Source organism: Micromonospora sp. WMMD734 (assembly GCF_049178975.1).
Lineage (GTDB): Bacteria > Actinomycetota > Actinomycetes > Mycobacteriales > Micromonosporaceae > Micromonospora > Micromonospora wenchangensis.
On the sequence record NZ_JBMHMK010000001.1, the window covers coordinates 4,606,321 to 4,630,941 of the forward strand.

A 24,621-nucleotide genomic window follows, 5' to 3' on the forward strand; every position below is an offset into this window, starting at 1 on the left:
CGGACGAACGCGGCTACGACGGTCATGGCACCCCCTCCCGCGCACGGCTCAGGGACTTTCGTCCCCCGGCGGAAGGCTAAGCCAATCCGGGTGGCCGCAACAGGGGGCGACGACCCGGATCGACGTGATTCACGCTGCGGTCACCCCACTCAGGGCTGCTGGTGGCCGCTGGGCGGGTTCGTACGTGATTCCTGCCCCGTCGTCGCGTCCGACGGGCCGGTGGCAGACGAATCGGTCCCGACCGGACCACCCTGGTGGGGGAACCGGTCGGGCAGCCGGCGCAGCCGGGAGTTCATGTTGCGGATGAGCAGGACGGTGGCGGTGCCGAGCAGCACGATGAGGAAGAGGCCCATCGGCCCGGCCAGGCCGCCCGTGCGGGTGTCACCGAAGTTGTTCTCCGCGAGCACCTGGACAGCGTTCAGCATGGTGTTTCTCCGATGTGCGGTGGAGTGTCAGCGTAGCCCCGGCCGCCGGTCACCCGGCATGGGCCGCTTCCCGAACCCCCGCGAACAGGTCGGACTCGGGCAGTGGGGACTCGACCGTCGAGCGGGCGAGTTGGAAGTCCTCAGTCGGCCAGGCGTGCTGCTGGATCTCCATCGGCACGTGGAACCAGAAGCCGTCCGGGTCGACCTGGGTGGCGTGGGCGCGCAGCGCGTCGTCGCGGACCGGGAAGTACTCCGCGCACTCCACCCGGGTGGTGATCCGCGAACCCTTGTCCGGCCGCTCGTCCCAGCGCTTGAGCCAGTCCTCGTACGGCGAGGGGAGGCCCGCGGCCAGCGTGCCCTCGTGCAGGGCCAGGAGCTTGGCCTTGGAGAAGCCGATGTCGTAGTAGAGCTTCGACGGCTGCCAGGGGGTGCCCAGCTCCGGGTAACGGGTCGGGTCGCCGGCCGCCTCGAACGCGGCCACGCTGATCTTGTGGCACATGATGTGGTCGGGGTGCGGGTAGCCGCCCTCCTCGTCGTACGTGGTGACGACGTGCGGGCGGAACTCCCGCATCAGCTTCACCAGCGGCCCGGCCGCCACCTCGACGTCCTGGAGGGCGAAGCACCCCTCGGGCAACGGCGGCAGCGGGTCGCCCTCGGGCAGGCCCGAGTCGACGAAACCCAGCCAGGCCTGCTCGACGCCGAGGATGGCCCGCGCGGCGTCCATCTCGGCCCGCCGGATCTCGCCGATGTTGGCCCACACGTCGGGGCGGTCCAGCTTGGGGTTGAGCACGCTGCCCCGCTCACCCCCGGTGCAGGTCACGACCAGCACGTCCACCCCCTCGGCGACGTACTTCGCCATGGTGGCGGCACCCTTGCTGGACTCGTCGTCCGGGTGTGCGTGCACGGCCATGAGACGCAGCTTCTCTGCCAACGTGGGCGCTCCTCGTCTGTGCCCGGCGGCGGCCCGCTCCGGGTCGCTCGCCCGACCTGCCGCGGTGACCTGCCGGCGCGGTTGCCGACCTGCCGGTCCGGGCGCGGCCCCGGGCTGGGAAGATGGACCCTGTCATTCTTGCCGATACCCCCGACAACAACGCCAGGAGATACCCGCCGGTGACCGAGACGCACGCCACAGTTCCCTCGGCCGCGCCGGTGTTCCCGCCCGGCCGGTACGGCCGCAGGCGGGAGCCCAGGCGTCGACACCCGGCGCTGAGCTGGGCACTGGTGGCCGTGCTGATCGCCGGGTTGGTCCTGGCCGCGACGCAGCTCTACCAGCGCTACGGTGACCCGGAATACCAGCCCGAGGTGATCACCTACACCGACGTCAGCGACACCGGCGTCCAGGTCGACTTCCGGGTGACCGTGCCCGCGGGCGGCTCGGCGGTGTGCCTGGTCCGGGCCCGCTCGCACGCCGGGGCCGAGGTGGGCCACGAGGAGGTCACCGTGACCGCGGCCCCCGGCCAGCGGCACGTCACCACCCGGCACCGGGTCGCCACCACCGAACGCCCGTTCATCGGCGAGGTCGTCCGCTGCCGTCCCGCCGGCTGAGCGACGACGGGACCGACCCGGCGTCGCGGCGGGCCGCCGGCCGTCCCCCGACCGAGTGATCGACGACGCCCGGCAGTGCGGGCCACTGGTAGGTTGGTAAGTCACCTGTCAGCCAGCACGCACATCCGAGGAGTACGCCTGTGTCCACCAATGACCACAAGGCGCCCGCCACCTGGCTGTCCCAGGACGCGCACGACCGCCTCCAGGCCGAGCTCGACGAGCTGATCGCCAACCGGCCGGTCATCGCCGCCGAGATCAACGCCCGGCGGGAAGAGGGCGACCTGCGGGAGAACGGTGGCTACCACGCCGCCCGCGAGGAGCAGGGCAAGGCCGAGGGCCGGATCCTCTACCTCAAGGAGCTGCTGCGCACCGCCCAGGTCGGCGAGGCCCCGACGGCCGACGTGGTGTCGCCCGGCATGGTCGTGACGATCTACTTCGACGACGACGAGGGTGACACCGAGACGTTCCTGCTCGGGTCGCGGGAGATCGCCGCCACCACCGAGCTGACGGTCTACAGTCCCGAGTCGGCGCTCGGCAAGGCCATCCTGGGCGGTCGTCCCGGCCAGGCGTGCACCTACACCGCGCCCAGCGGGGCGGACATCAAGGTGACCATCGTCAGCTTCGAGCCGTTCTCCGGCTGAGCCGCACCGCCGCCGGGTCCACCGGGCCCGGCGGCGTGGGGCTCACGCCTCCGCGCTGAGCACCACCTCGTAGCCGCTGGCCCGCAGGGCGCTGATCAGCGTGTCGGAGTGTTCGACGCCCCGGGTCTCCACCGACAGGGCCACCTCCACCTCGCCGAGCCGCAGGTGCGGGTTGGCCCGCTGGTGCTCCACGTCGACCACGTTGGCGCGGTGCTCGGCGATCTCGGTGAGCAGCGAGGCGAGCTGACCGGGCCGGTCCGAGCAGCGGACGGTGACCCGCAGGTAGCGGCCGGCGGCGGCGAGACCGTGCTCGATCACCCGCATCATCAGCAGCGGGTCGATGTTGCCGCCGGAGAGCACCGCCACCGTCGGGGTCCGCACCTGCACCGCACCGGCGAGCAGCGCGGCCACCCCCACCGCACCGGCCGGCTCGACCACCTGCTTGCCCCGTTCCAACAGCATCAGCAACGCCCGGGAGATGTCCTCCTCGGCGACGGTGACCATCTCGTCGACCAGCTTGCGGACGTGGTTGAAGGTGATCTCCCCGGGCCGGCCGACCGCGATGCCGTCGGCGATCGTGGCGAACGCCGGCAGCCGGACCGGTTCCCCGGCGGCCAGGGAGGGCGGGAACGCGGCGGCGCTCTCCGCCTGGACGCCGATGATCCGCACGTCGGGCCGCAACGCCTTCGCGGCCACCGCCATCCCGGAGATCAGGCCACCACCCCCGACCCCCGTGATGATCGTCTCGACCTCGGGGCACTGTTCGAGGATCTCCAGTGCGACGGTGCCCTGCCCGGCGATCACGTCCGGATGGTCGAACGGGTGGATGAACACCGCGCCGGTGCGCTCCGCGAAGGTCTGCGCGGCCACCAGCGACTCGTCGACGGTGTTGCCGATCAGCTCGATCCGCGCGCCGTACCCCTTGGTGGCGGCCACCTTCGGCAGCGGCGCGTTGACCGGCATGAAGACGGTGGCGTGGGTGCCGACCAGGCCGGCGGCGAGCGCCACCCCCTGGGCGTGGTTGCCCGCGCTGGCCGCGACCACGCCCAGCTGCCGTTCCCGTGCCGACAGCCGGGAGATCCGCACGTACGCGCCGCGCACCTTGTACGAGCCGGCGCGTTGCAGGTTCTCGCACTTGAGCCACACCGGCCCGGCCAGCGCCGCGCTCAACGGTCGGGACGGCTCCAGCGGAGTGGTCCGGGTGACCCCGGCGAGCAGCTCCCGGGCGGCCCGTACGTCGGCGAGGTCGACCAGTTCCGTCATGCCCCGATCGTGCCACCCGCCCCGGCAACGACCGGCGGCGACACCGCCCACCACCAGCGGCGACGAGGCGCTCACCGGGTGGTCAGGTGACGGCAGGGGAGCCCGTGTCGACCCGGGGGTAGCCGGGGGCGTGCCGGGTCCACGGGGCCTGCATCTCGAACTGCCCGGCGACGCCGAGCAGCAGCAGCTCCGAGCCGGGCGGGCCGACCAGCTGCGCGGCGACGGGCAGGCCGTCCGGCCGACGACCCACCGGCACCACGATCGACGGCAGGCCGGCGACGTTCCACGGGGCGGCGAACGGGGCGTACCGGATGTTGGTCCGCATGTTCGCCAGCCAGGAGCGGCCGGACCAGGTGGTGGCCTCCGGCGGCGGTCCGGCCAGCGCCGGGGTGAGCAGCAGGTCGACCCCGTGGTCGGTGAAGAAGCCGACCGAACGGTCCCGCCAGGCGGCCCGGTCGGCCTCCCGCACGTACCCCCGGCGTTGCGCCCACTCCCCCAGCGCGACGTGCCGGCGGCTGCGCCGTTGCAGGCTGCGCCGGTCGATGCCGGCGGCCCGCACGTCGGCCGCGGCGGCGGCGAGCCAGGTGGCGATGCCCTGGAGGCCGCGCGAGGTCGGGTAGACCGGGTCGGCGGGCACGGTGTCGTGGCCGGCCGCGGCGAGCAGGCGGCCGGCGGCGGCCACCGCGTCCCGGTTGGGGGCGTCAGGTGCGACGCCACGCACCGGCGAGCGCAGCGACACACCGACCCGCAGCCGGGACGGCGGGACCAGCTTGTCCGGGCGACGCCCGGCGAGCACCTGGAAGCCGACTACGGCGTCGGCGACCGTGGTGGTGAGCATGCCGTGCTCGGTCAGCCCGAACCAGTCCTCCGCGCCGAGCTGGCACGGGACCACGCCCCGGCCGGGCTTGAGCCCGACCAGGCCGCAGCAGGCGGCCGGGATGCGGATCGACCCGAGCCCGTCGTTGCCGTGGGCGATCGGCACCAGGCCGGCCGCCACCGCGGCGGCGGCCCCACCCGAGGACCCGCCGGGGGTACGCCGCACGTCCCACGGGTTGCGGGTGACGGCGGACGCGTCGTCGGTGATCGCCCAGAGCCCCAGCTCCGGCATCCGGGTCACCCCGAGGATCACCGCGCCCGCGCCGCGCAGCCGGCGGACCACCTCGTGGTCGGCCTCCGCCACCGCGGTACGCGCGGCGGCCGACCCGTTCCAGGTGGGCAGCCCGGCGACCGGGGTGTTCTCCTTGACCGCCACCGGCACCCCGGCGAGCGGGAGGTTCGCCAACTCCTCCTGCTCGTCGACCTTCTCCGCCTCGGTGATCGCCTCGCCGCCGCGGACCACCCGGAACGCGGAGAGGGCGCCGTCGACCCGGCCGACGTGGTCCAGGTGGTCGGCGACGACCTGGGTGGCGGAGACGTCACCCCGGCGTACGCCCCGGGCGATCTGCTTGGCGGTCGCCCCCACCCAGGTCGGCATGATGTCCTGCACGGCCACCTCTTCCCAGCCCGCGGTCAGCCCAGCGCCTGCTCCAGATCGGCGAGCAGGTCGTCGACCGTCTCGATGCCGACAGACAGTCGCACGAGATCGCCGGGAACTTCAAGCGGCGAGCCGGCAGCACTTGCGTGTGTCATCCGGCCCGGGTGCTCGATCAGGGATTCCACCCCGCCGAGCGACTCGGCGAGGACGAACAGCCGGGCCCGGTTGCAGATCTGCACGGCGTGTTCCTCGCCGCCGGCGGCCCGGAAGGAGATCATTCCGCCGAACCGGCGCATCTGCTTGGCGGCCACCTCGTGCCCGGGGTGCGACGGCAGGCCGGGGTAGATGACCTGGGCGACCTTGGCGTGCCCGTCGAGGAAGGCGGCGATCCGTTCGGCGTTGTCGCAGTGCCGGTCCATCCGTACCCCGAGGGTCTTGATGCCGCGCAGGGTGAGCCAGGCGTCGAACGGGCCGTTGATCGCGCCCATCGCGTTCTGGTGGTAGCGCAGCTCGTCGCCGAGGGTCGGATCGGCGACGACCAACGCGCCACCGACCACGTCGGAGTGCCCGCCGACGTACTTGGTGGTGGAGTGCACCACCACGTCCGCGCCGTACGCGAGCGGCTGTTGCAGGTACGGCGAGGCGAAGGTGTTGTCGACCACCAGCAGCGCTCCGGCCTCGCGCGCCACCCCGGCCAGGGTGGCGATGTCGGCGATGCCGAGCAACGGGTTGGTCGGCGTCTCCACCCAGACGATCTTCGTCTCGGGGCGGATCGCCGCCCGGACCGCGTCGACGTCGGAGACCTTCGCCGGGGTGTACGTCAGCCCCCACCGTTCGGCGACCCTGGCGAACAGCCGGTACGTGCCGCCGTACGCGTCGTCGGGGATCACCACGTGGTCGCCGGGCGAGCAGACCGTCCGCAGCAGGGTGTCCTCGGCCGCCAGGCCGCTGGCGAAGGCGAGCCCGACCCGACCCCCCTCCAGTGCGGCCAGGCACTCCTGGAGGGCGTCGCGGGTGGGGTTGCCGGAACGGCTGTACTCGTAGCCCTGCCGGGGCGCGCCGACGGCGTCCTGGGCGTACGTGCTGGTCTGGTAGATCGGGGGGATCACCGCACCGGTGCGGGCCTCCGGGTCCTGGCCGGCGTGGATGGCGAGCGTCTCGAAGCCGTGACTCATCCCGCAGACGTTAGTCCGCCGCCCCCACCGGTCGGCCGGAACCCGTCCCGGCTCACCCGCGCCTGCGCCCCGGCGCGTGGTGGGTGGGCGCGTGGGGCTTTACGCTGCGCGGGTGAGCGGGTGTGTGTTCTGTCAGATCGTGGCCGGTGAGGTGCCGGCGTTCCGGGTGGCCGACGAGCCGGGAGGCGTGGCGTTCCTGGACACCCGGCCGGTGTTCAAGGGGCACGTCCTGGTGGTGCCCCGCACCCACCTGGTCACCCTGACCGACCTGCCGGCGGCCGACCTGCCCGGCTACTTCGGCCTGGTGCAGCGCCTGGCGGCGGCCGTGGAATCCGGTCTGGGGGCCGGTGGGACGTTCGTGGCAATGAACAACCGGGTGTCCCAGTCGGTGCCGCACCTGCACACCCACGTGGTGCCGAGGACCAAGGGCGACGGCCTGCGCGGCTTCTTCTGGCCGCGTACCCGCTACAACGACGACACCGAGGCCGCCTCCTACGCCGGGCGGGTCGCCGCCGCCCTGGCCTGAGGCCCGCCGACATTCGGCGAGGCCCGGGGGCGAGAGCCGGGACGCAGCGGGTAAGGAAGGCGGGCCCGCCGGTGTTGCATGCGGGGAGAGGTACGAGAGGAGTTCCACCGTGTTCCTTCGCCGCATGAAGGCCGAGATGATCAGCCCCGACCAGGCCCTGCCCGGCCGCCCGATCGCGATGCCGATCGGGGACCGGCACGAGGTGTTGGCGTCGTCGCTGAAGGGCCCGTTCCCGCAGGGCGCCCGGGTCGCCGTGTTCGGCATGGGGTGCTTCTGGGGCGCCGAGCGGCTGTTCTGGACCCTGCCGGGGGTGCTCACCACCTCGGCCGGTTACGCGGGCGGCTACACCGCCAACCCCACGTACGAGGAGGTGTGTTCGGGGATGACCGGGCACGCCGAGGTGGTCCAGGTGGTCTACGACCCCGCCGTGATCGGCTACGAGGACCTGCTCAAGGTGTTCTGGGAGAACCACGACCCGACCCAGGGCATGCGCCAGGGCAACGACGTCGGCAGCCAGTACCGCTCGACGATCTACACCACCACCGACGAGCAGCTGGCCACCGCGCAGGCGTCCCGGGACGCGTTCGCCCCGATCGTGGCGCGGGCCGGCAAGGGTGAGATCACCACCGAGATCGCCCCGCTGGGCGACTACTTCTTCGCCGAGGACTACCACCAGCAGTATCTGGCCCCGACGAAGAACCCGAACGGCTACTGCAACCACGGCCCGAACGGGTTGAGCTGCCCGGTCGGGGTGGCCCGTACCGCCGGCTGAGCTGCCGACGTCCGGCCGTCGGGCGACCCGCCCGGCGGCCGTTTTCCGGGCCTGCGGTGTTTGTCACATCGTGGGCCCGGGGCGAATCGGGCACCGGCCAGGCACCAGGCAGAAACGTCGGCCCACGCGGGGCCGTCACGGTGAGTGGCGCACATACTAGCAATCCCGTAACACGGCCGACATCGGCTCAACAGGCGAAGTGCAACAACCTCTGGCAGCATTGGCTGGCATGTGCGGACTTGCGGGAGAGTTCCGTCGTGACGGTTCCCGGGCCGACGTGTCGGCGGTGGAACGCATGGCGGCCACGATGAGTGACCGGGGGCCCGACGACAGCGGAGTGTGGTCGCAGGGGCCCACCGCCCTGGGGCACCGCCGCCTCAAGATCATCGACCTCTCCGCCGCCAGCGGGCAACCGATCGTCGACCCGGCCGCCGGCCTCACCGGTGTCTTCAACGGCTGCATCTACAACTACCGCGAGCTGCGCGAGGAGTTGCAGGCCCTGGGGCACCGCTTCTTCTCCTCCGGGGACAGCGAGGTGGTGGTCAAGGCGTACGCGCAGTGGGGGCTCGACTTCGTCGACCACCTGATCGGCATGTTCGCCGTCGCGATCACCGAGCGGGACACCGGCCGGCTGGTGCTGGCCCGGGACCGGCTCGGCATCAAGCCGCTCTACCTGGCCGAGACGCCGGGCGTGGTGCGGTTCGCCAGCACCCTGCCCGCCCTGCTGGCCGGCGGCGGGATCGACACCACCATCGACCCGGTGGCGCTGGCCCACTACCTCAGCTTCCACAGCATCGTGCCGCCGCCGCGCACCATCCTGCGCGGGGTCGCCAAGCTTCCCCCGGCCACCGTCCGGGTCTACGAGCCCGACGGCCGCACCCACGAACGGGTCTACTGGGACCCGTCGTTCACCCGGGACGCGTCGCACGCCGACTGGTCGGCGCGGGACTGGGAGGACGCCCTGCTGGAGTCGCTGACCACCGCGGTACGCCGGCGGATGGTCGCCGACGTGCCGGTGGGTGTGCTGCTCTCCGGCGGACTGGATTCCAGCCTGGTGGTGGCGCTGCTGGCCGGCGAGGGGCAGACCCGCTCCGGGCTGTCCACCTTCTCCATCGGCTTCGACGCGGTCGGCGGGCGGGAGGGCGACGAGTTCGTCTACTCCGACCTGGTGGCCAAGACGTTCGGCACCGACCACCACCAGCTCAAGGTCGCCGCCGGTGACCTGGTGCCGCCGTTGGAGGCGGCGGTGGCCGCGATGAGCGAGCCGATGGTCAGCCACGACTGCGTCGCGTTCTACCTGCTCAGCCAGGAGGTCTCCAAGCACGTCAAGGTGGTCCAGTCCGGGCAGGGCGCGGACGAGATCCTCGGCGGCTACCACTGGTACCCACCACTGGCCGGCATCGACCGGGAGCAGGCCCTCGACTCGTACGCGAAGGCGTTCTTCGACCGGGACGCGGCCGGGCTGGCCCGGGTGCTCAACCCGGCCTGGCTGGCCGACGGCGACCCGGCGCGCGAGTTCGTCGCCGCCCACCTGGGCCGGGCCGGGGCGCAGACCGCCGTCGACGCCGGCCTGCGGATCGACACCCAGATCATGCTCACCGACGACCCGGTGAAGCGGGTCGACAACATGACCATGGCGCACGGCCTGGAGGCCCGGGTGCCGTTCCTCGACCACGAATTCGTGGAGCTGGCGGCGAGCTGCCCGCCCGAGCTGAAACTGGCCCAGGGCGGCAAGGGAGTGCTCAAGGAGATCGGCCGCCGGGTCCTGCCGCACGAGGTGATCGACCGCCCCAAGGGCTACTTCCCGGTGCCCGGCCTGACCCACCTGGAGGGCAAGCTCCTCGACCGGGTCCGCGACGCGCTCACCGCGCCGCAGGCCCGCCGCCGCGACCTGTTCCGTGCCGACTACGTCAATGCGCTGCTCGCCGACCCGAACGCCGAACTGACCCCGTTGAACGGAAACAAACTGTGGCAACTGGGACTTCTGGAAATGTGGCTCCAGAGCCACGGAATCGACTGACCGTGAACGAGACCCTCGCGACCGGCACGGCCCGTACCGACCGGGAGCGGGTGCTCGGCCGCCGCCGGGAACGGACCGGTCCCGGCGGCGACCCGGTCGCGCCGGGCGTCGCCCCGGAGCCGCGCCGGGAACCGGCCGGGCCGTCCGACGTGGTCCTGGACTGCGGCTGGGGGCGGCTGGTGTTCGGCCAGACCTTCCACGAGCAGGTCGCGGTGGCCCACGTGCTGCGCTCCGAGGCGGCCGGCTCCCGGGACATCTGCATCTACCTGCGCGACCCGCACGTGCTGGTGTCCCGGCTGCCCGACGAGCTGTTCATCGACCCGTCGCTGACCTACCGGCTGCCGCTGGGTGAGCGCCGCCCGGAGGCCACCGAGCGGATGGAGATCCCGGGGCTGGTCGTCCGGCCGCTGCGCGACGCCGACGACGCCGACGCGGTGAACCGGATCTACGCCCGCAACGGCATGGTCACCGCGCCGGTGGACGTGCTCGTCGACAACGCCGGCACCGACCGGTTCCTGCACCTGGTGGCCGAGGCGAGCACCGGGGAGGTCGTCGGCACCATCACCGGCGTCGACCACGTGGCGGTCTTCGGCGACCGGGAGAACGGCGCGAGCCTGTGGTGCCTGACGGTGGACTTCAACACCGCCCCGCCCGGCACCGGGCAGGCCCTGCTCACCGAGCTGGCCGACCGGCTCGACGAGCGGGGTCGCGCGTTCGTCGACCTGTCGGTGCTGGCCGAGAACTCCGGCGCGATCCGGCTCTACGAGCGGTTGGGCTTCCACCGCACCGGCACGCTCTGCGTGAAGCGGAAGAACCCGATCAACGAGCGGCTGTTCCTGCCGTCCGCCCCGGCGGGCTACGACGAGCTGAACCCGTACGCCAAGATCGTCGCCGACGAGGCGATGCGGCGCGGCATCCGGGTGGAGGTCACCGACGCGCACTGGGGTGAGCTGCGGCTGACCAACGGCGGCCGGACGATCGTCACCCGCGAGTCGCTGTCCGAGCTGACCTCGGCGGTGGCGATGAGCCGCTGCGACGACAAGCGGGTCACCAGGCGCATCCTCACCGAGGCGGGACTGTCGGTGCCACGTGGCCGGACCGCCACCGGCGACGCCGACGACCTGGCCTTCCTCACCGACGTCGGCCCGGTGGTGGTCAAGCCGGCCCGGGGTGAGCAGGGCAACGGCATCACCGTCGGGGTACGCACCGCCGAGGCGCTGGCCACCGCCGTCGAGCTGGCCCGCCGGTTCTGCCCGGACGTGCTGATCGAGGAGCTGCGCGCGGGCGAGGACCTGCGGGTGATCGTGATCGACCACGAGGTGGTGGCCGCCGCCGTCCGCCGACCGGCGCAGATCACCGGCGACGGGGTGCACGACGTCACCGAGCTGATCGAACGGCAGAGCCGACGGCGGGCCGCCGCCACCGGTGGGGAGTCCCGCATCCCGATCGACGACATGACCCGCGAGGTGGTGGCCGAGGCGGGGCACCGGATGCACGACGTGCTGCCCGAGGGGCGGGTGTTGGCGGTGCGCCGGACGGCGAACCTCCACACCGGTGGCACAATCCACGACGTGACGGCCGAACTGCACCCGGCGATCGCCACTGCCTGCGTGGCGGCGAGCCGGGCCCTGGACATTCCGGTGACCGGGCTGGACCTGCTGGTCCCCGCCCCCGACCAGCCCGAGCACGTGTTCATCGAGGCGAACGAGCGGCCGGGGCTGGCCAACCACGAGCCCCAGCCGACCGCCGAACGCTTCGTGGACCTGCTCTTCCCGGGCACCCGGGCACCGCAGCGCCTCTGGAGCCCGGCCGGGCCCGGAGGGGTCGCGTGAGCCTCAAGCCCCTGGAGATCGATCTGGACTACCTCCGTCAGGTGCTGGTGGAACTGCTGGACATCCCCAGCCCGTCGGGGCGTACCGACCACGTGCAGCAGTACGTGGGGGAACGCCTGTCCGCGCTGGGCATCCCGTCCACGCTGACCCGGCGGGGGGCGCTGAGCGCCTGCCTGCCCGGCCCCCGGCAGACCGGCGCCGACCGGGCCATCGTGGTGCACACCGACACCATCGGCGGGATGGTCAAGCGGCTCAAGGAGAACGGCCGGCTGGAGCTGAAGACCATCGGCACCCACTCGGCCCGGTTCGCCGAGGGCGCGCACGTGCGGATCTTCACCGACGACCTGGACCGGGTGGTCACCGGGCAGGTGCTGCCGTTGAAGGCCAGCGGGCACCGCTACAACGACGACGTCGACCTGCAGGGCGTCGGCTGGGAACACGTCGAGGTCCGGGTCGACGAGCCGGTCGAGGACATCGCCGGCCTACGGGCGCTCGGCATCGACGCGGGCGACTTCGTGGCGTTCCTGCCGAACCCGATGGTCACCCCGTCCGGGTATGTGAAGTCCCGGCACCTGGACGACAAGGCCGGGGTGGCGGCGGTGCTGACCGCGTTCAAGGCGGTGGTGGACGCCGGTATCACCCCCACCGTCACCGCCCACCTGCTGGTCACCGTCACCGAGGAGATCGGCCACGGGGCGAGCCACGGCCTCGACCCGGACGTCGCCGAGATCGTCTCGGTGGACGCGGCGGTGGTCGCGCCCGGCCAGCAGTCCCGGGAGAACGCGGCGACCCTGGCGATGGGCGACGGGGTCGGCCCGTTCGACTACCACCTGACCCGCAACCTGGCCACGATCGCCCGGGAACACGGGGTGGACCTGGTCCGTGACGTCTTCGACTACTACCGTTCGGACGTGGCGGCGGCGGTCGAGGCGGGCGCGCACGCCCGGGTGGCGCTGCTCGGTTTCGGGGTGGACGCCACCCACGGTCACGAGCGCACCCACCTGGACGGGCTGCGCCACCTGACCCAGCTGCTCTGCCTCTATCTCCAGAGCGACCTGGTCTTCCCCGAGTGGGACGCCGAGCCGGAGGGCGACCTGGCCGACTTCCCGTCGCTGGCGGTGCAGCCGGCCAACGAAGACGGCCCCCGGGAGGGCCCGATCGGCATCGACTGACCGCCGTCGCCGCCCCCCGGCTGGCGCGGTCTCACCGGCCGGGAGCACAGCCGTCGTGCCGGTGTAACCGGTGGGCGGCGGGCCCGACGTCCTCCGTCGTGCCCGCCGCCCACCCGACGCCCCGGCCCCTCACCGTGGCATCGGTCCTCACCGTCGGGTCACCGGTTGCGGCGGTCCGCCGCGTCGAGCAGGGTGATCAGCGCCTCGGTCACCCGCAGCACCGCGTCCCGGGCGGCCGGGTCGCCGGTGATCCGCTGCCGCGCCCGGTCGGCCAGCTGTGCCAGCAGTTCGGCGGCGCGGGCCGCGTTGCCGGCGGTGCCGGCCTGCTCGGCGCGCTGGAGCCGGTCGGTCAGCCGGGCCGCCACGTACTCGGTGATCCGGCCGGCGGCGACGTACTCGGCGATCAGGTCACGCAGGTCGGAGTACCAGGCGGGATCGCGGGTGAACTGCGCGGGCAGGTAGCCGGCGTCGGCGGCGGCGAGGGTGGCCGCGACGCTGGCGTCGACGTACGCCCCGACGGTCGGGTAGCGAGCGGCGAGCTGCGCATCGGTCAACGGCACCGAACTGCCGTCGAGGAAGCAGAAGCCGGGCCCGGTGTTGCTCCCGCTGTTGACCCGCAGCGGCACCTCATGCTGGGCGAGCCGGATGCCGCCGAGGGCGAGTCCCAGGTCGTCGCGGGCGACGGCCGGTGGGGTGGTGGTGGTCGTCCGGATCGGTGGGGCGTTCGGCGGGGTGGTCCCCTGGGCGACCCAGGCGACGGTGTGGTCGTAGCCGGCGTTCTGCACCATGTGCTGCGGGATGCGCGACAGCGAGGGCAGCGTGCAGGTCTGCGGCTCACCCGGGTAGCCGCCCGGGTAGCTGCCGATGTCCCGCTTGCGCAGCGGCCCGTAGTCGGTGATCAGCTTCCAGTCGCCGTGCGAGGCGCCGGCGACCTCCCAGGAGCGCAGGACGGCCGAGTCGGCCTGGGCGCGGGCCGCCGCGGGCAGGATGCCGCTGGCCACGTCCCCCTCGGAGTTGATCCGGAACACCGGCGTCGCCAGGTCGGTGCGCAGCACCCCACCGCCGCCGTGCAGGACGACCGCGTCGAGCACGTTCGCCGACTGCTGGACGCCGTTGTAGTAGTTCGCGAGCCGGCCGGCCGACTGCGAGTGGCCGGTGGCGATCACGTACTGCGGGGCGGGCAGCTTGCCCAGCGGGTCGACGCCGGTCGGGTTGCGGACCGCCTTCACCGCCTGGCTGAAGATGTCGTACGAGAGGCTGTCGTCGGTGACGGTGCCGCCGACGGTGACGTCCAGCGGGCCGTACCGGGTGGGGCTCCACGCCTTGAGCCCGGTGGCGGAGTGCAGCCCGGCCCGCTGGGCGGAGACCCCGACCCAGGCGTAGCCCGAGCGGATCAGGTGCTCGTGTGACTGGAACCAGTCGACCTCCTGGTCCCACTGGTTGCTGACGTTGTTCCACTCGGCGATGACGACGCCGTTGAACTTCTTGGTGTTGGCGGGCCGACGGACCACCAGCCGGGTGCCGTACGGCTGGTCGGTGCCGAGGGTGGTCGCGTTCTGGGTGCCCTGTACGGCGTACCGGGTGGCGGTGCCGAAGAGGAAGAACTCCTCCTCGACGTAGCCGGCGGCGGCCAGGTTGACGTCGGTGGCGAGGAACGGGTAGCCGTGACCGGGGTCGCCGACCGGGGTGGTCCGGGCGATCGGCCCGGCGACCACCGGGTTCGCCACGGTCGCGCCGGTGGCGGTGGACGGTCGGGTGGTGGCCGGCGCGGCGGCACCTGCCGGGGGGACCGGGCCGGCGGCGACGGCCAGCGCGCCGACCAGGCCGAGGGTCAGGGATCGTCGGGTGTTCCTGGATCGTCGGGTGTTCCTGGGGGTGGTGGGCGGGACGGGCACGGTTCACCTCACGGGGGATCGACCGAGGGGACGGCTCGGGCGGGCAGCGGCGGGAGGTGGCCGCTGTGGGGCAGAGAGTAATGCTCACTTCAGGCGAAAGATAGGCCAGATGTGCACGAACTTTTGCATCGTCGAGCAAAAGTCGCCCCGGATCGCCCCTCCGCCGACGGGCGACCCCCGGCCGCAGGACCGCGCGAAAAATCACTACCGGCACCCGGGGTGCAGTGGGTAGCGTGGCGGTACACGGGAAAGGAGGTGGTCCAGACTTGTATAGCAATCGGACTCGTGAGGTGGCTGTCCGCTAGCCGCTGTCCTCGACAGTGAACGACCAGCATGATCGTCGAGACCGTGTGGCAGCGGTGCGGCGAATCCACGACAGCCACCCGACCCCCGGGGTGCCGACCCAGTCCAGTCGGCCCGTGCGCGAGCACGGAAGCCCCGGGGGTCGCTTCGTCTCCGGGGGAGGCCGGCGGTGTCCATGCGGGAGCTGACCGTGCTCGGCACGGCCAGCCAGACCCCCACCCGGCTGCGCAACCACAACGGTTACGTGCTGCGCTGGGACGACGAGGTGATCCTCTTCGACCCCGGCGAGGGCAGCCAGCGGCAACTCCTGCACACCGGGATCACCGCCACCGACCTCACCCGGATCTGCGTCACCCACTTCCACGGCGACCACTGCCTCGGCCTGCCCGGGACCATCCAACGGCTCTCCCTGGACCGGGTGCCGCACCCGGTGGCGGTGCACTTCCCCGCCGGCGGCGCGGAATACTTCGCCAGGCTGCGGCACGCCAGCAGCTTCCACGAGACCGCCGAACTGGCCGTCGAGCCGGTCACCGCCGACGGGCAGCGGATCACCCTGGGCGTCGGCACGCTGGAGGCCCGCCGGCTGCGGCACCCGATCGAGACGTACGGCTACCGGCTGGTCGAGCCGGACGGCTGCCGGATGCTGCCGGAGCGGCTGTCCGCGTACGGCATCGGTGGGCCGGCCGTCGGGAAGCTGCTGCGCGCCGGTTACCTGGACGTCGGCGGACGCCGCGTCACCCGGGACGAGGTGAGCGTCGTCCGGCCGGGGCAGCGGTTCGCCTTCGTGATGGACACCGGCCTCTGCGACGGGGTGTACGCCCTCGCCGAGCACGCCGACCTGCTGGTCATCGAGTCGACGTTCCTCGCCTCGGAGGCCGCGCTCGCCGCCGAGGTCGGCCACCTGACCGCCGGCCAGGCCGCCCGAGTCGCCACCGAGTCCGGGGTACGCACGCTGGTGCTCACCCACTTCTCCCAGCGGTACGCCGACCCGCGCCGCTTCCACGACGAGGCCCGCGAACACTTCACCGGGGAGCTGGTGGTCGCCGAGGACCTGACCACCGTGCCCGTCCCGCCCCGGCGGGTAGCCTCGGCCGGGTGACCGTCACGCTCCGTCCCGCCGTCGCCGACGACCTGGTGCCGGTGGGTGCCCTGCACCAGCGGTCCCGGGTCGCGGCGTACTCGTCGTTCCTGCCGCCTGCGGCGTTGGCCGAACCGACGCCCGAGGCGATGGGGGCGTACTGGGTCGAGCGGTGGACGTGGGAACGCGACGAGCACCTGATGACCGTGGCCGAGCGGGACGGCCGGCTGGTCGGGTTCAGCTATCTCGGCCCGGACGACGCGGGCGACCCGGCGACCGGGCTGCTCAACGCCATCCACCTCGACCCGACCGAACGGGGCCGGGGCACCGGCCGGGCGCTGATGGTCGACGCGTTGGACACCATGCGCACCCGGGGCTGGCGTCGCGGGGTGCTGTGGGTGCTGGAACGCAACCTCGCCGCCCGGCACTTCTATGAGCGCGGCGGCTGGCAGGCCACCGGCGAATGCCGGGAGGAGCGGATCGGGCGCGCCCCCACCGCACAGCTCCGCTACGCCCGGCAGCTACCGGGCTGCTGACCTCAGGTGCCGTCCCGGTCCGCGTCGACCGAGAAGTTGATCACCGAGAGGTAGCCGTCGCCGTCCTCGACGACCTTCATCAGCATCGTCTCGGCAAAGATGTTGTCGTTGTCGTTGAAGGTGTCCCGCCCGGTGTGCGCGGCGTACGGCGCGGCGGCGTACACCTTGCTGTTGAGGGCCTCGTCGAACATCATCTGGGTGGTGAGCACCCGGTTGTCGCCCACGTGCACCATCGCGTGGATGTGCGTGGTGCGGCCCCGGTACCAGCCCGGCCAGATGGTGGTGAACTCGACGATCCCGTCGGCGTTGGTGACCTGCGCGCCGCGCAGGTAGCGCTTGTCGTCGGTCGGCGTCAGGTCCGCCGCCGATCCCTCGGCACCGCCACCCGGGGCCGCCCCACCCCCGGGCGGGTTGCCGGTGGGCGGGTTGCCGGTGGGCGGGTTGCCACCGGGCGCGCCGCTGGGCGGTGTGCCGCCGGACGACGTGCCGCCGCCGGACGCGCCGGACGACTGGGCCTCCGCCCCCGAGTAGAGGCCGGCCGCGTCACAGTGCCAGATCTCCACGACCGCGTTGGCCAGCGGCCCGCACTGCTCGCTGTCCTGCACCCGGATCGCCACCCGCAGCCGGGTGCCCGCCCGGTCCTCCCGGATGTCGCTGCGGATCTTGTCGGCGTCGAAGTAGTACGGGCCCTGCGTGGTGCTCGCGGTCAACGTGCAGGTGTTCGCCGTGCCGAACAGCGCGGCCAGGTCCGTCGACGTGCTGGCGGTCGCCTGCGGGGACACGGTCTCGCCGGTCGACGTGGTGACCGTGCCGCCGTCCCGGCCGCAGGCGGCGAGCAGACCGGCCAGGCCGATCGAGCCGACTCCGGCGATCAACCGGCGGCGGCTGACCCGCTGCCCCTCGTGGTGGTCGAGGTCGTGGCGCATGTCGTTCCTCCCGTGGGTCGGTGCCTCGCGGCTGGTCCCGACGGTAGGCAGGCTGCACGGACGCCCTCTGTGCTGCTCCTGTGCCATCGCTGTGAATGGCCGCCCCCGACACGACCCCGGACACGGTGCGGGGCCGCTCCCGTCGGAAGGGGCCCCGCCAGCAGGTCGGATCAGTGCGCGCCGAGGTGGGCGAGCAGGTCCTGCCGGGTCAGCACGCCCTTGGGCTTGCCGTCGACCAACACCAGCGCCGCGTCGGACTTCTCCAGCATGCCCACCGCCTCGCTCACCGGCTGACCGCCGCCGATCATCGGCAGCGGGTCGGCCATGTGCCGTTCGATGGTGTCGTGCAGGTGCGCCTGGCCGGTGAACAGGGCGTCCAGCAGATCCCGCTCGGCGATCGAGCCGGCCACCTCGCCGGTCACCACCGGCGGCTCGGCCTTGAGCACCGGGAGCTGGGAGACGCCGTACTCGCGCATGTAGTCGATGGCGTCGCGGACCGTCTCGGTGGGGTGCACGTGCACCAGTTCGGGCAGGCCACCCGGCTTGCTCGCCAGCGCGTCGGCGACCGTCGGCTCGGTGCCCGAGTGGTCGAGGAAGCCGTACCGGGCCATCCACCGGTCGTTGAAGATCTTGGACAGGTAGCCCTTGCCGCTGTCCGGCAGCAGCACCACGACCACGTCGTCCGGGTCGGCGGCGCGGGCCACCTCCAGCGCCGCCACCACGGCCATCCCGCAGGAGCCGCCGACCAGCAGGCCCTCCTCGCGGGCCAGCCGCCGGGTCATCTCGAAGGACGCCTTGTCGGAGACCTCGACGATCTCGTCGGCGATACCCCGGTCGTACGTCTCGGGCCAGAAGTCCTCACCGACCCCCTCGACCAGGTACGGCCGGCCGGTGCCGCCGGAGTAGACCGAACCCTCCGGGTCCGCCCCGATCACCCGGACCCGTCCCTCGGACGCCTCCTTGAGGTAGCGCCCGATGCCGGAGATGGTGCCGCCGGTGCCGACCCCGGCCACGAAGTGGGTGAGCCCGCCCCCGGTCTGCTTCCACAGCTCCGGGCCGGTGGTCTCGTAGTGCGAACGCGGGTTGGCCGGGTTGCTGTACTGGTCGGGCTTCCACGCGCCGGGGATCTCCCGGGCCAGCCGGTCGGAGACGTTGTAGTAGGAGCGCGGGTCCTCCGGCGCGACGGCGGTCGGGCAGACCACCACCTCGGCCCCGTACGCCCGCAGCACGTCCTGCTTGTCCTGGCTGACCTTGTCGGGGCAGACGAAGACGCAGTGGTAGCCCTTGAGCTGCGCCACCAGGGCCAGCCCGACACCGGTGTTGCCGCTGGTCGGCTCGACGATGGTGCCACCGGGGCGGAGGATCCCGGCGGCCTCGGCGTCCTCCACCATCCGCAGCGCGATCCGGTCCTTCACCGAGCCGCCCGGGTTGAGGTACTCCACCTTGGCCAGCACGGTCGCCCGGATGCCCGCGGTGACGTTGCGCAGCCGCACCAGCGGGGTGTTACCGATCAGGTCGACGACGTTGTCGTAGTACTGCACCTCGTTGTGCCCTTCGTTGCGGCGCCGACGACGGCGGCCTGGCAGACGGTCCTTCGCCGCCCAGCGTACGTGCCCTCAGGGCATCACATGACCGGGGATGACGGAGGCCCGACGGGCCTCCCACTCCAGGAAGCGCTCGGTCTCCGACAGCACGCTGCCGGCCAACCAGGTGACCATGACCGCGTCGTCCACCAGACCGAGCACGGTCAGGAACAGCTCCGGGACCAGGTCGACCGGCGACACCACGTAGACCGTCGCGGCCGTCATCATCGCCAGCCGGAGCCCGCCGTCGTACTCGCCCCGGGCGGTGGCCCGGATCATCCGGGGCAGCGCCGCCAGCCGGGCGCCCAGCGACGGACCACCCCGGGCGCCGGCCGCCAGCGACCGGGCCAACGCCGTGAACGCCGCGGTGCGCTTCAATGTCCTACCCATCTCATCCAGCCCCTCTCCACCGACCAGCGTGACTGGCCCGTGCAAGCCGTCGCCACCTGCGGCGGGACACCCACCGGTGATCCCGCCACCCGACCAGGTACCCAGAACCGTCGCCGCCCAGCCCGAAAACCGGCCGTCCCGACGGAGGCGGGGTGACGCTGCGGCGCGATAATGTCGCTGTATGGGGGTGGCAGGTTCCGTCGTACCGCTCGGTCCGCGCTGGCACCGCGCCCGGCAGGTGGCCCGGCTGGCGGCGATCGGCACGGGTGCCACCGCGGCGGCCGTCGCCGCGACCGGCGGCGTGCTGCTCGGGCAGGCCCGGCAGGCCCGGCGCACCATTCCGATGGCGCAGGCCCCGCCCCCGCGCTGCGACGGCGTCTACGGTGCCAAGATCCCCGGCCCGCCGCTGACCATGGTGATCCTCGGTGACTCCTCCGCCGCCAGCTACGGGGTGGCGCGACGCCGCGAGACCCTCGGCGCGCTGCTGGCCACCGGGCTGTCCCGGCGGCTGCACCGGGCCGTACGGGTGCACCGCTTCGCCGTCGTCGGTGCGCTCTCCGCCGGGCTGCGCCCGCAGGTCGAGGCCGCCCTGGAGTGCGCGCCTGACGTCGCGGTGATCCTGATCGGCGGCAACGACATCACCAACCGGTCGCCCTACTCCGTGGCGGTCCGGCACCTGGTCGACGCGGTCCGCACGCTACGCGCCGCCGGCTGCGAGGTGGTCGTCGGAACCTGCCCCGACCTGGGGGCGATCCGGCCGATCCAGCCCCCGCTGCGCTGGTTGGCCAGGCGGTGGAGCCGGCAGCTCGCCGCCGCCCAGACGGTCGCGGTGGTCGAGGCGGGCGGCTGGACGGTCTCCCTCGGTGACCTGCTCGGCCCCCGGTTCTCCGCCGAGCCGACCCGGATGTTCGCCTGGGACCGGTTCCACCCCTCCGCCGAGGGCTACGCGATGGCCGCCGCCGCGCTCCTGCCGACGGTGCTGTCGGCGCTCGGCAGCGGGGAGCGCCGGCCGACGCTGGCCCCGGGCGAGGGCGTACGGTCGCTGCCCCGGGCCGCCCACGAGGCGGCCCGCAACGCCGGCACGGAGGTCAGCGGCACCCAGGTCAGGGGCCGGGACCACGGCCCGGCCGGCCGCTGGGCGCAGCTGCGGCGGCGGGCCTTCTTCGGCGTCGCCCCGGTGCCGCAACCCGGCACCGGCGCCGACTCACCCCAACTGGAGGGACTGGCATGAGCGAGCACAGCGAGCGAACCACCTGGTGCCGCAGACGCCCCGCCGGGCCGGTCCCCGCCGCCGTGGACCTTCGGGCGGTGACCCCGTGACGGGCCGCTCACTCGGCGGCGAGCTGGCCGTACGGCTCGGCAAGGCCGCAGCGGTCTCCCTGGTCGCCGGGACGATCGGTGGCGCGGCGGTGCTCGCCGGTCAGGCGGTGGCGGCCCGCAACCGCGACTACGCCCAGCCGGAGCTGGGGCTGGCGCTGCGGGCCACGGTCGGCCGGGCCGGTGCCCCGCTGCTGCGGCTGGTGCTGCTCGGTGACTCCTCGGCGCTCGGCGTCGGGGTGGCCCGCTTCGACGAGACGGTCGGCGGTCAGCTCGCCCACCTGCTGACCGAGGGGCCGACCGGCCGGCGGGTGCACCTGTCCAGCGTGGGGGTGTCCGGTTCCCGCTCCACCGACCTGGCGACCCAGGTGGCGCGGGCGCTGCTGGGTGACCGGCCGGACGTCGCGGTGGTGCTGATCGGAGCGAACGACGCCACGGCCATGCGGCGGCCGGCGGAGGCGGCGGCGTACCTCGCCTCGGCGGTGCGTCGGCTGCGGGAGGCCCGGGTCGAGGTCGTCGTCGGCACCTGCCCGGACCTGGGGGCGGTACGCGCGGTGGCCCCGCCGCTGCGGCAGGTGATCGGCTGGTCGGGCCGGCGGGTCGCGCGGGCACAGACCGCCGCCGTGCTGGAGGCCGGTGGCACGGTCGTCGACCTGGGCACGGAGACCGGGCCGGTGTTCCGGGCCGACGCCGGGACGCTCTGCCACGACGGTTTCCACCCGTCCGCCGACGGTTACCGGGTCTGGGCGCACGCCCTGCTGCCGGCGGTCGTCGCCGCCGCGAACGTCGCCTCCCGGCACTGAGCGGTCTCGATCCGTTCCGCCGGCTGCGAGGAGTCGCGGCCGGCGGGCGGACCGGCCGGGCCGACACGGGTGACATTTCCCGCTGGCCGGCGTCCTTCCGCGCCAAGTTACCGTCAAGTTAACGTTGGTTCATGCCGATTGAGTCGTCCCGCGACGCCGTCATCGTCGCCACCGCCCGGTCCCCCATCGGCCGCGCGTTCAAGGGTTCCCTGCGCGAGGTCCGCCCGGACGACCTCGCCGCCACCATCGTCCAGGCCGCGCTGGACAAGGTCCCCGGCCTCGACCCCACCACCATCGACGACCTCTACGTCGGCTGCGGGCTGCCCGGCGGCGAGCAGGGCTTCAACCTGGCCCGGGTGGTCGCCACCCTGATGGGCCTGGACGGGCTGCCCGGGGCCACCCTGACCCGCTACTGCGCGTCGTCGTTGCAGACCACCCGGATGGCGATGCACGCGATCCGGGCCGGCGAGGGCGACGTCTTCGTCTCCGCCGGGGTCGAGATGGTCTCCCGGTACGCCCGGGGCAACTCCGACACGCTCCCGCCCGAGGCCCAGACGCTGGTCGGCGGCGGCTGGGAGAATCCACGGTTCGACGCGGCCCGGCAGCGGTCGGCGGCCCGCGCGCAGGGCGACGCCGAGGTGTGGACCGACCCGCGTGAGGCCGGTCAGCTCCCCGACATCTACCTGGCCATGGGTCAGACCGCGGAGAACCTGGCCCAGGTGTACGACATCACCCGCGAGGAGATGGACGCGTTCGGCGTACGCAGCCAGAACCTCGCCGAGAAGGCCATCGCCGACGGCTTCTGGGCCCGCGAGATCACCCCGGTCACCACCCCCGACGGCAGCGTGGTCGACACCGACGACGGGCCGCGCGCCGGGGTCACGCCGGAGGCGGTGGCCGGGCTGAAGCCGGTGTTCCGCCCGGACGGCCGGATCACCGCCGGCAACTGCTGCCCGCTCAACGACGGTGCCGCCGCCGTGGTGGTGATGAGCGCCCAGCGGGCCGACGAGCTGGGGCTGACCCCGCTGGCCCGGATCGTCTCCACCGGCGTCACCGCCCTGTCGCCGGAGATCATGGGCCTCGGCCCGGTCGAGGCGTCCCGGCAGGCGCTGCGCCGGGCCGGGATGACCGTGGACGACGTCGACCTGGTCGAGATCAACGAGGCGTTCGCCGCCCAGGTGATCCCGTCGTACCGGCAGCTCGGCGTCCCGGAGGAGAAGGTCAACGTGATGGGCGGGGCGATCGCCGTCGGCCACCCGTTCGGGATGACCGGTGCCCGGATCACCGGCACCCTGCTCAACGCCCTGCAGTGGCACGACGCGACCATCGGCCTGGAGACCATGTGCGTCGGTGGCGGTCAGGGCATGGCGATGGTGCTCGAACGGCTCAGCTGAGCCCTACAGCGCGCCGCGGGTCGCCGTCACCAGGGCGGCGGCCCCGGCCAGCACCGCCTCCGGCGGGCCGGCGGCCACCAGGTCCGCCGCGACCACCCGGAGCTGGTCGGGCAGCGCCATCGGGTGCGCCAGCCGGGGCACGTCCCGCCGGGGCTCACCCTCGGCGTCGGCCGCCAGGTCGGCGACCTCCTGCACCAGCTTGTGCACCAGGTCGGCCCGGGACACGTTGCCGCCCGCGGCGACCGCCGCCCAGCGCGGCTGCTGCCAGTGGCCCACCTGACGGACCAGCAGGTCCACCGCCCGACCCAACTCCGCTGCGCTCATCGTCGGCGAGTCTACGCACCACCGGCCGGAGGTGCGCAGACGACGACGCCCGCCGCCGCAGGGTGCGCGGTGGCGGGCGTCGGGTGCGAAACCATCAGTCGTCGCCCTGGAAGTAGCTGATCAGGCGGAGCATCTCCAGGTAGAGCCAGACCAGGCTGACCACGATGCCGAACGCGGCCGTCCAGGAGTAGCGGGCCGGCAGCCCCATCCGGACGCCGTCCTCGACCTCCTTGAAGCTGAGCACGAAGCTCAACGAGGCGACCACGATGCAGACCAGGCTGAACCCGATGGCCAGCGGGCTGCTGTCGCGCAGGCCGGTGTTCACGCCGAACAGCGCGAGCACCAGGTTGATCAGCATGACGGCGAACAGGCCCGCCATCACAGCGATCATGCCCTTGACGAACTTGGGGGTGGCCCGGATGACGCGCGCCTTGTAGAGCATGGTCATCACGAAGAAGACGCCGAAGGTGGCGACCACGGCCTGGAGCACGATGCCCTGGTAGGCCGTCTCGTAGACCTTGCTGACCAGGCCGACGAACGCGCCCTCGACGATCGCGTACACGACGACCAGGGCCGGGTTGGCGACCCGGGAGAACGAGATGATCAGGCCGAGGACCAGGCCGACCATCGCCGCGCCGATCCACGCGACGCCGAGCACCGAATCCGGCACCAGGATCCAGGCGGCGGCGGCGGAGACGCCGAGGATGGCCAGGAGCGCGACGGTCTTGACGACGACGTCGTCGACGGTCATCGTGCCGGACACCGTCGGGGCGACCGGGGAGCCCGGCTGGCCCGGGTACTGCTGCGGAATGCCGGGCTGTCCGTAACCGTACGGCCCGGGCTGGGCGTACCCGGCGGAACGCTCCCGCTCGGCCGCCTGGCCGAGCCGGGCGAGCACCGGGTTCGAGGTCTTCACTGTCTCAGGCCTCCCTCAGGGGGTCAGTCGCACGCAAACGTGCACTCCCAGGGTAGACGGCGGGGCCCTACCGCCGCCGGTCGGGAGGCTGTGGGAAAGCTGAGAGTGTGGTGCCCGGGGCGGGTCTCGAACCCGCACGCCTTGCGGCAGCCGCTTTTAAGGCGGCCGTGTCTGCCGTTCCACCACCCGGGCGGGAGCGCGTCACGTCGATGCGCTGCGGTGCAGTCACACGGTAACCGGTCCGCGTCGCCCCGACGTACCCCGCCGACGTCGAACGCCCCTTCCCGCGAGGCGGAAAGGGGCGTTCGGCG

General features: G+C 73.0%; 23 protein-coding genes and 1 tRNA gene. 12 read left to right on the forward strand and 12 right to left on the reverse strand.

Annotated features, from left to right (window positions below):
• Window positions 1-149: 149 nt before the first annotated feature.
• Both ACN267_RS19540 and mca read right to left on the reverse strand, forming a co-directional pair.
• Window positions 150-425, reverse strand: a complete 276-nt coding sequence (locus tag ACN267_RS19540; protein ID WP_204956504.1) for a hypothetical protein — start codon at window positions 423-425, stop codon at window positions 150-152.
• Window positions 426-474: 49 nt separating this feature from the next.
• Complete coding sequence (gene mca, locus ACN267_RS19545) at window positions 475-1,356, reverse strand: mycothiol conjugate amidase Mca (RefSeq protein WP_281900438.1); 882 nt, start codon at window positions 1,354-1,356, stop codon at window positions 475-477.
• A gap of 179 nt (window positions 1,357-1,535) precedes the next feature.
• On the opposite strand from mca, the gene ACN267_RS19550 reads away from it, so the two are divergent.
• Both ACN267_RS19550 and greA read left to right on the forward strand, forming a co-directional pair.
• A complete protein-coding gene (locus ACN267_RS19550; protein ID WP_421489319.1) occupies window positions 1,536-1,970 on the forward strand; it encodes a DUF4307 domain-containing protein in 435 nt (144 codons plus the stop codon).
• A gap of 140 nt (window positions 1,971-2,110) precedes the next feature.
• Window positions 2,111-2,611, forward strand: coding sequence for a transcription elongation factor GreA (gene greA, locus ACN267_RS19555; RefSeq protein WP_204928278.1), 501 nt, complete (start codon window positions 2,111-2,113; stop codon window positions 2,609-2,611).
• A 42-nt stretch (window positions 2,612-2,653) separates the two neighbouring features.
• On the opposite strand, the gene ilvA is transcribed toward greA, so the two are convergent.
• From ilvA to ACN267_RS19570, 3 genes are all read right to left on the reverse strand, one after another.
• Window positions 2,654-3,874 (reverse strand): threonine ammonia-lyase, encoded by a 1,221-nt coding sequence (gene ilvA / locus ACN267_RS19560; RefSeq protein ID WP_204956501.1) that lies wholly within the window; start codon window positions 3,872-3,874, stop codon window positions 2,654-2,656.
• 82 nt (window positions 3,875-3,956) lie between these two features.
• The gene (locus ACN267_RS19565) at window positions 3,957-5,366 is read right to left on the reverse strand and encodes an amidase (RefSeq protein WP_421489320.1); all 1,410 of its coding nucleotides are present in this window, start codon (window positions 5,364-5,366) and stop codon (window positions 3,957-3,959) included.
• A 17-nt stretch (window positions 5,367-5,383) separates the two neighbouring features.
• On the reverse strand, window positions 5,384-6,523 hold the full coding sequence (locus tag ACN267_RS19570; RefSeq protein WP_204956499.1) for a cystathionine gamma-synthase: 1,140 nt from the start codon (window positions 6,521-6,523) through the stop codon (window positions 5,384-5,386).
• A gap of 124 nt (window positions 6,524-6,647) precedes the next feature.
• On the opposite strand from ACN267_RS19570, the gene ACN267_RS19575 reads away from it, so the two are divergent.
• The 5 genes from ACN267_RS19575 to ACN267_RS19595 all read left to right on the forward strand — a co-directional run bounded on the left by ACN267_RS19575 (window position 6,648) and on the right by ACN267_RS19595 (window position 12,845).
• Window positions 6,648-7,049, forward strand: a complete 402-nt coding sequence (locus ACN267_RS19575; protein WP_421490455.1) for an HIT family protein — start codon at window positions 6,648-6,650, stop codon at window positions 7,047-7,049.
• A 109-nt stretch (window positions 7,050-7,158) separates the two neighbouring features.
• Window positions 7,159-7,821, forward strand: a complete 663-nt coding sequence (msrA, locus tag ACN267_RS19580; protein WP_204956497.1) for a peptide-methionine (S)-S-oxide reductase MsrA — start codon at window positions 7,159-7,161, stop codon at window positions 7,819-7,821.
• 229 nt (window positions 7,822-8,050) lie between these two features.
• Window positions 8,051-9,841, forward strand: coding sequence for an N-acetylglutaminylglutamine amidotransferase (locus tag ACN267_RS19585; protein ID WP_421489321.1), 1,791 nt, complete (start codon window positions 8,051-8,053; stop codon window positions 9,839-9,841).
• Window positions 9,842-9,843: 2 nt separating this feature from the next.
• Window positions 9,844-11,673 (forward strand): N-acetylglutaminylglutamine synthetase, encoded by a 1,830-nt coding sequence (gene ngg / locus ACN267_RS19590; protein ID WP_421489322.1) that lies wholly within the window; start codon window positions 9,844-9,846, stop codon window positions 11,671-11,673.
• On the forward strand, window positions 11,670-12,845 hold the full coding sequence (locus ACN267_RS19595; protein ID WP_204956494.1) for an osmoprotectant NAGGN system M42 family peptidase: 1,176 nt from the start codon (window positions 11,670-11,672) through the stop codon (window positions 12,843-12,845). The genes ngg and ACN267_RS19595 overlap by 4 nt, the downstream gene beginning before the upstream one ends.
• A 158-nt stretch (window positions 12,846-13,003) precedes the next feature.
• Here the strand turns inward: ACN267_RS19595 and ACN267_RS19600 are convergent, their stop codons facing one another.
• A complete protein-coding gene (locus tag ACN267_RS19600; RefSeq protein WP_421489323.1) occupies window positions 13,004-14,740 on the reverse strand; it encodes an alpha/beta hydrolase domain-containing protein in 1,737 nt (578 codons plus the stop codon).
• Between the two features lie 472 nt (window positions 14,741-15,212).
• On the opposite strand from ACN267_RS19600, the gene ACN267_RS19605 reads away from it, so the two are divergent.
• A complete protein-coding gene (locus ACN267_RS19605) occupies window positions 15,213-16,142 on the forward strand; it encodes a ribonuclease Z (RefSeq protein WP_421489324.1) in 930 nt (309 codons plus the stop codon).
• Complete coding sequence (locus ACN267_RS19610; protein ID WP_421489325.1) at window positions 16,139-16,657, forward strand: GNAT family N-acetyltransferase; 519 nt, start codon at window positions 16,139-16,141, stop codon at window positions 16,655-16,657. The genes ACN267_RS19605 and ACN267_RS19610 overlap by 4 nt, the downstream gene beginning before the upstream one ends.
• 2 nt (window positions 16,658-16,659) lie before the next feature.
• On the opposite strand, the gene ACN267_RS19615 is transcribed toward ACN267_RS19610, so the two are convergent.
• The 3 genes from ACN267_RS19615 to ACN267_RS19625 form a co-directional block, all read right to left on the reverse strand.
• Window positions 16,660-17,583 carry a hypothetical protein gene (locus ACN267_RS19615; RefSeq protein WP_421489326.1) on the reverse strand — a complete coding sequence of 308 codons (924 nt, stop codon included), beginning with the start codon at window positions 17,581-17,583 and terminating at the stop codon, window positions 16,660-16,662.
• A gap of 170 nt (window positions 17,584-17,753) precedes the next feature.
• Window positions 17,754-19,124: a cystathionine beta-synthase gene (locus ACN267_RS19620; protein ID WP_204956489.1), complete on the reverse strand. Its 1,371-nt coding sequence runs from the start codon at window positions 19,122-19,124 to the stop codon at window positions 17,754-17,756.
• Between the two features lie 75 nt (window positions 19,125-19,199).
• Window positions 19,200-19,556, reverse strand: coding sequence for a YkvA family protein (locus ACN267_RS19625; RefSeq protein WP_421489327.1), 357 nt, complete (start codon window positions 19,554-19,556; stop codon window positions 19,200-19,202).
• 181 nt (window positions 19,557-19,737) lie between these two features.
• Between ACN267_RS19625 and ACN267_RS19630 the strand changes: the two genes are divergently transcribed.
• The 3 genes from ACN267_RS19630 to ACN267_RS19640 all read left to right on the forward strand — a co-directional run bounded on the left by ACN267_RS19630 (window position 19,738) and on the right by ACN267_RS19640 (window position 23,070).
• Window positions 19,738-20,787: an SGNH/GDSL hydrolase family protein gene (locus ACN267_RS19630; protein WP_204956487.1), complete on the forward strand. Its 1,050-nt coding sequence runs from the start codon at window positions 19,738-19,740 to the stop codon at window positions 20,785-20,787.
• A gap of 85 nt (window positions 20,788-20,872) precedes the next feature.
• Entirely contained in the window at window positions 20,873-21,676 is an 804-nt protein-coding gene (locus ACN267_RS19635) for an SGNH/GDSL hydrolase family protein (protein ID WP_204956486.1), read from the forward strand.
• Window positions 21,677-21,807: 131 nt separating this feature from the next.
• Window positions 21,808-23,070: an acetyl-CoA C-acetyltransferase gene (locus ACN267_RS19640; protein ID WP_281900461.1), complete on the forward strand. Its 1,263-nt coding sequence runs from the start codon at window positions 21,808-21,810 to the stop codon at window positions 23,068-23,070.
• 3 nt (window positions 23,071-23,073) lie between these two features.
• Here the strand turns inward: ACN267_RS19640 and ACN267_RS19645 are convergent, their stop codons facing one another.
• The 3 genes from ACN267_RS19645 to ACN267_RS19655 all read right to left on the reverse strand — a co-directional run bounded on the left by ACN267_RS19645 (window position 23,074) and on the right by ACN267_RS19655 (window position 24,502).
• On the reverse strand, window positions 23,074-23,394 hold the full coding sequence (locus ACN267_RS19645; protein WP_204956484.1) for a hypothetical protein: 321 nt from the start codon (window positions 23,392-23,394) through the stop codon (window positions 23,074-23,076).
• A gap of 94 nt (window positions 23,395-23,488) precedes the next feature.
• Complete coding sequence (locus tag ACN267_RS19650) at window positions 23,489-24,310, reverse strand: Bax inhibitor-1/YccA family protein (RefSeq protein WP_204956483.1); 822 nt, start codon at window positions 24,308-24,310, stop codon at window positions 23,489-23,491.
• Window positions 24,311-24,418: 108 nt separating this feature from the next.
• Window positions 24,419-24,502: transfer RNA gene (locus ACN267_RS19655), tRNA-Leu, on the reverse strand.
• Window positions 24,503-24,621 lie beyond the last annotated feature (119 nt).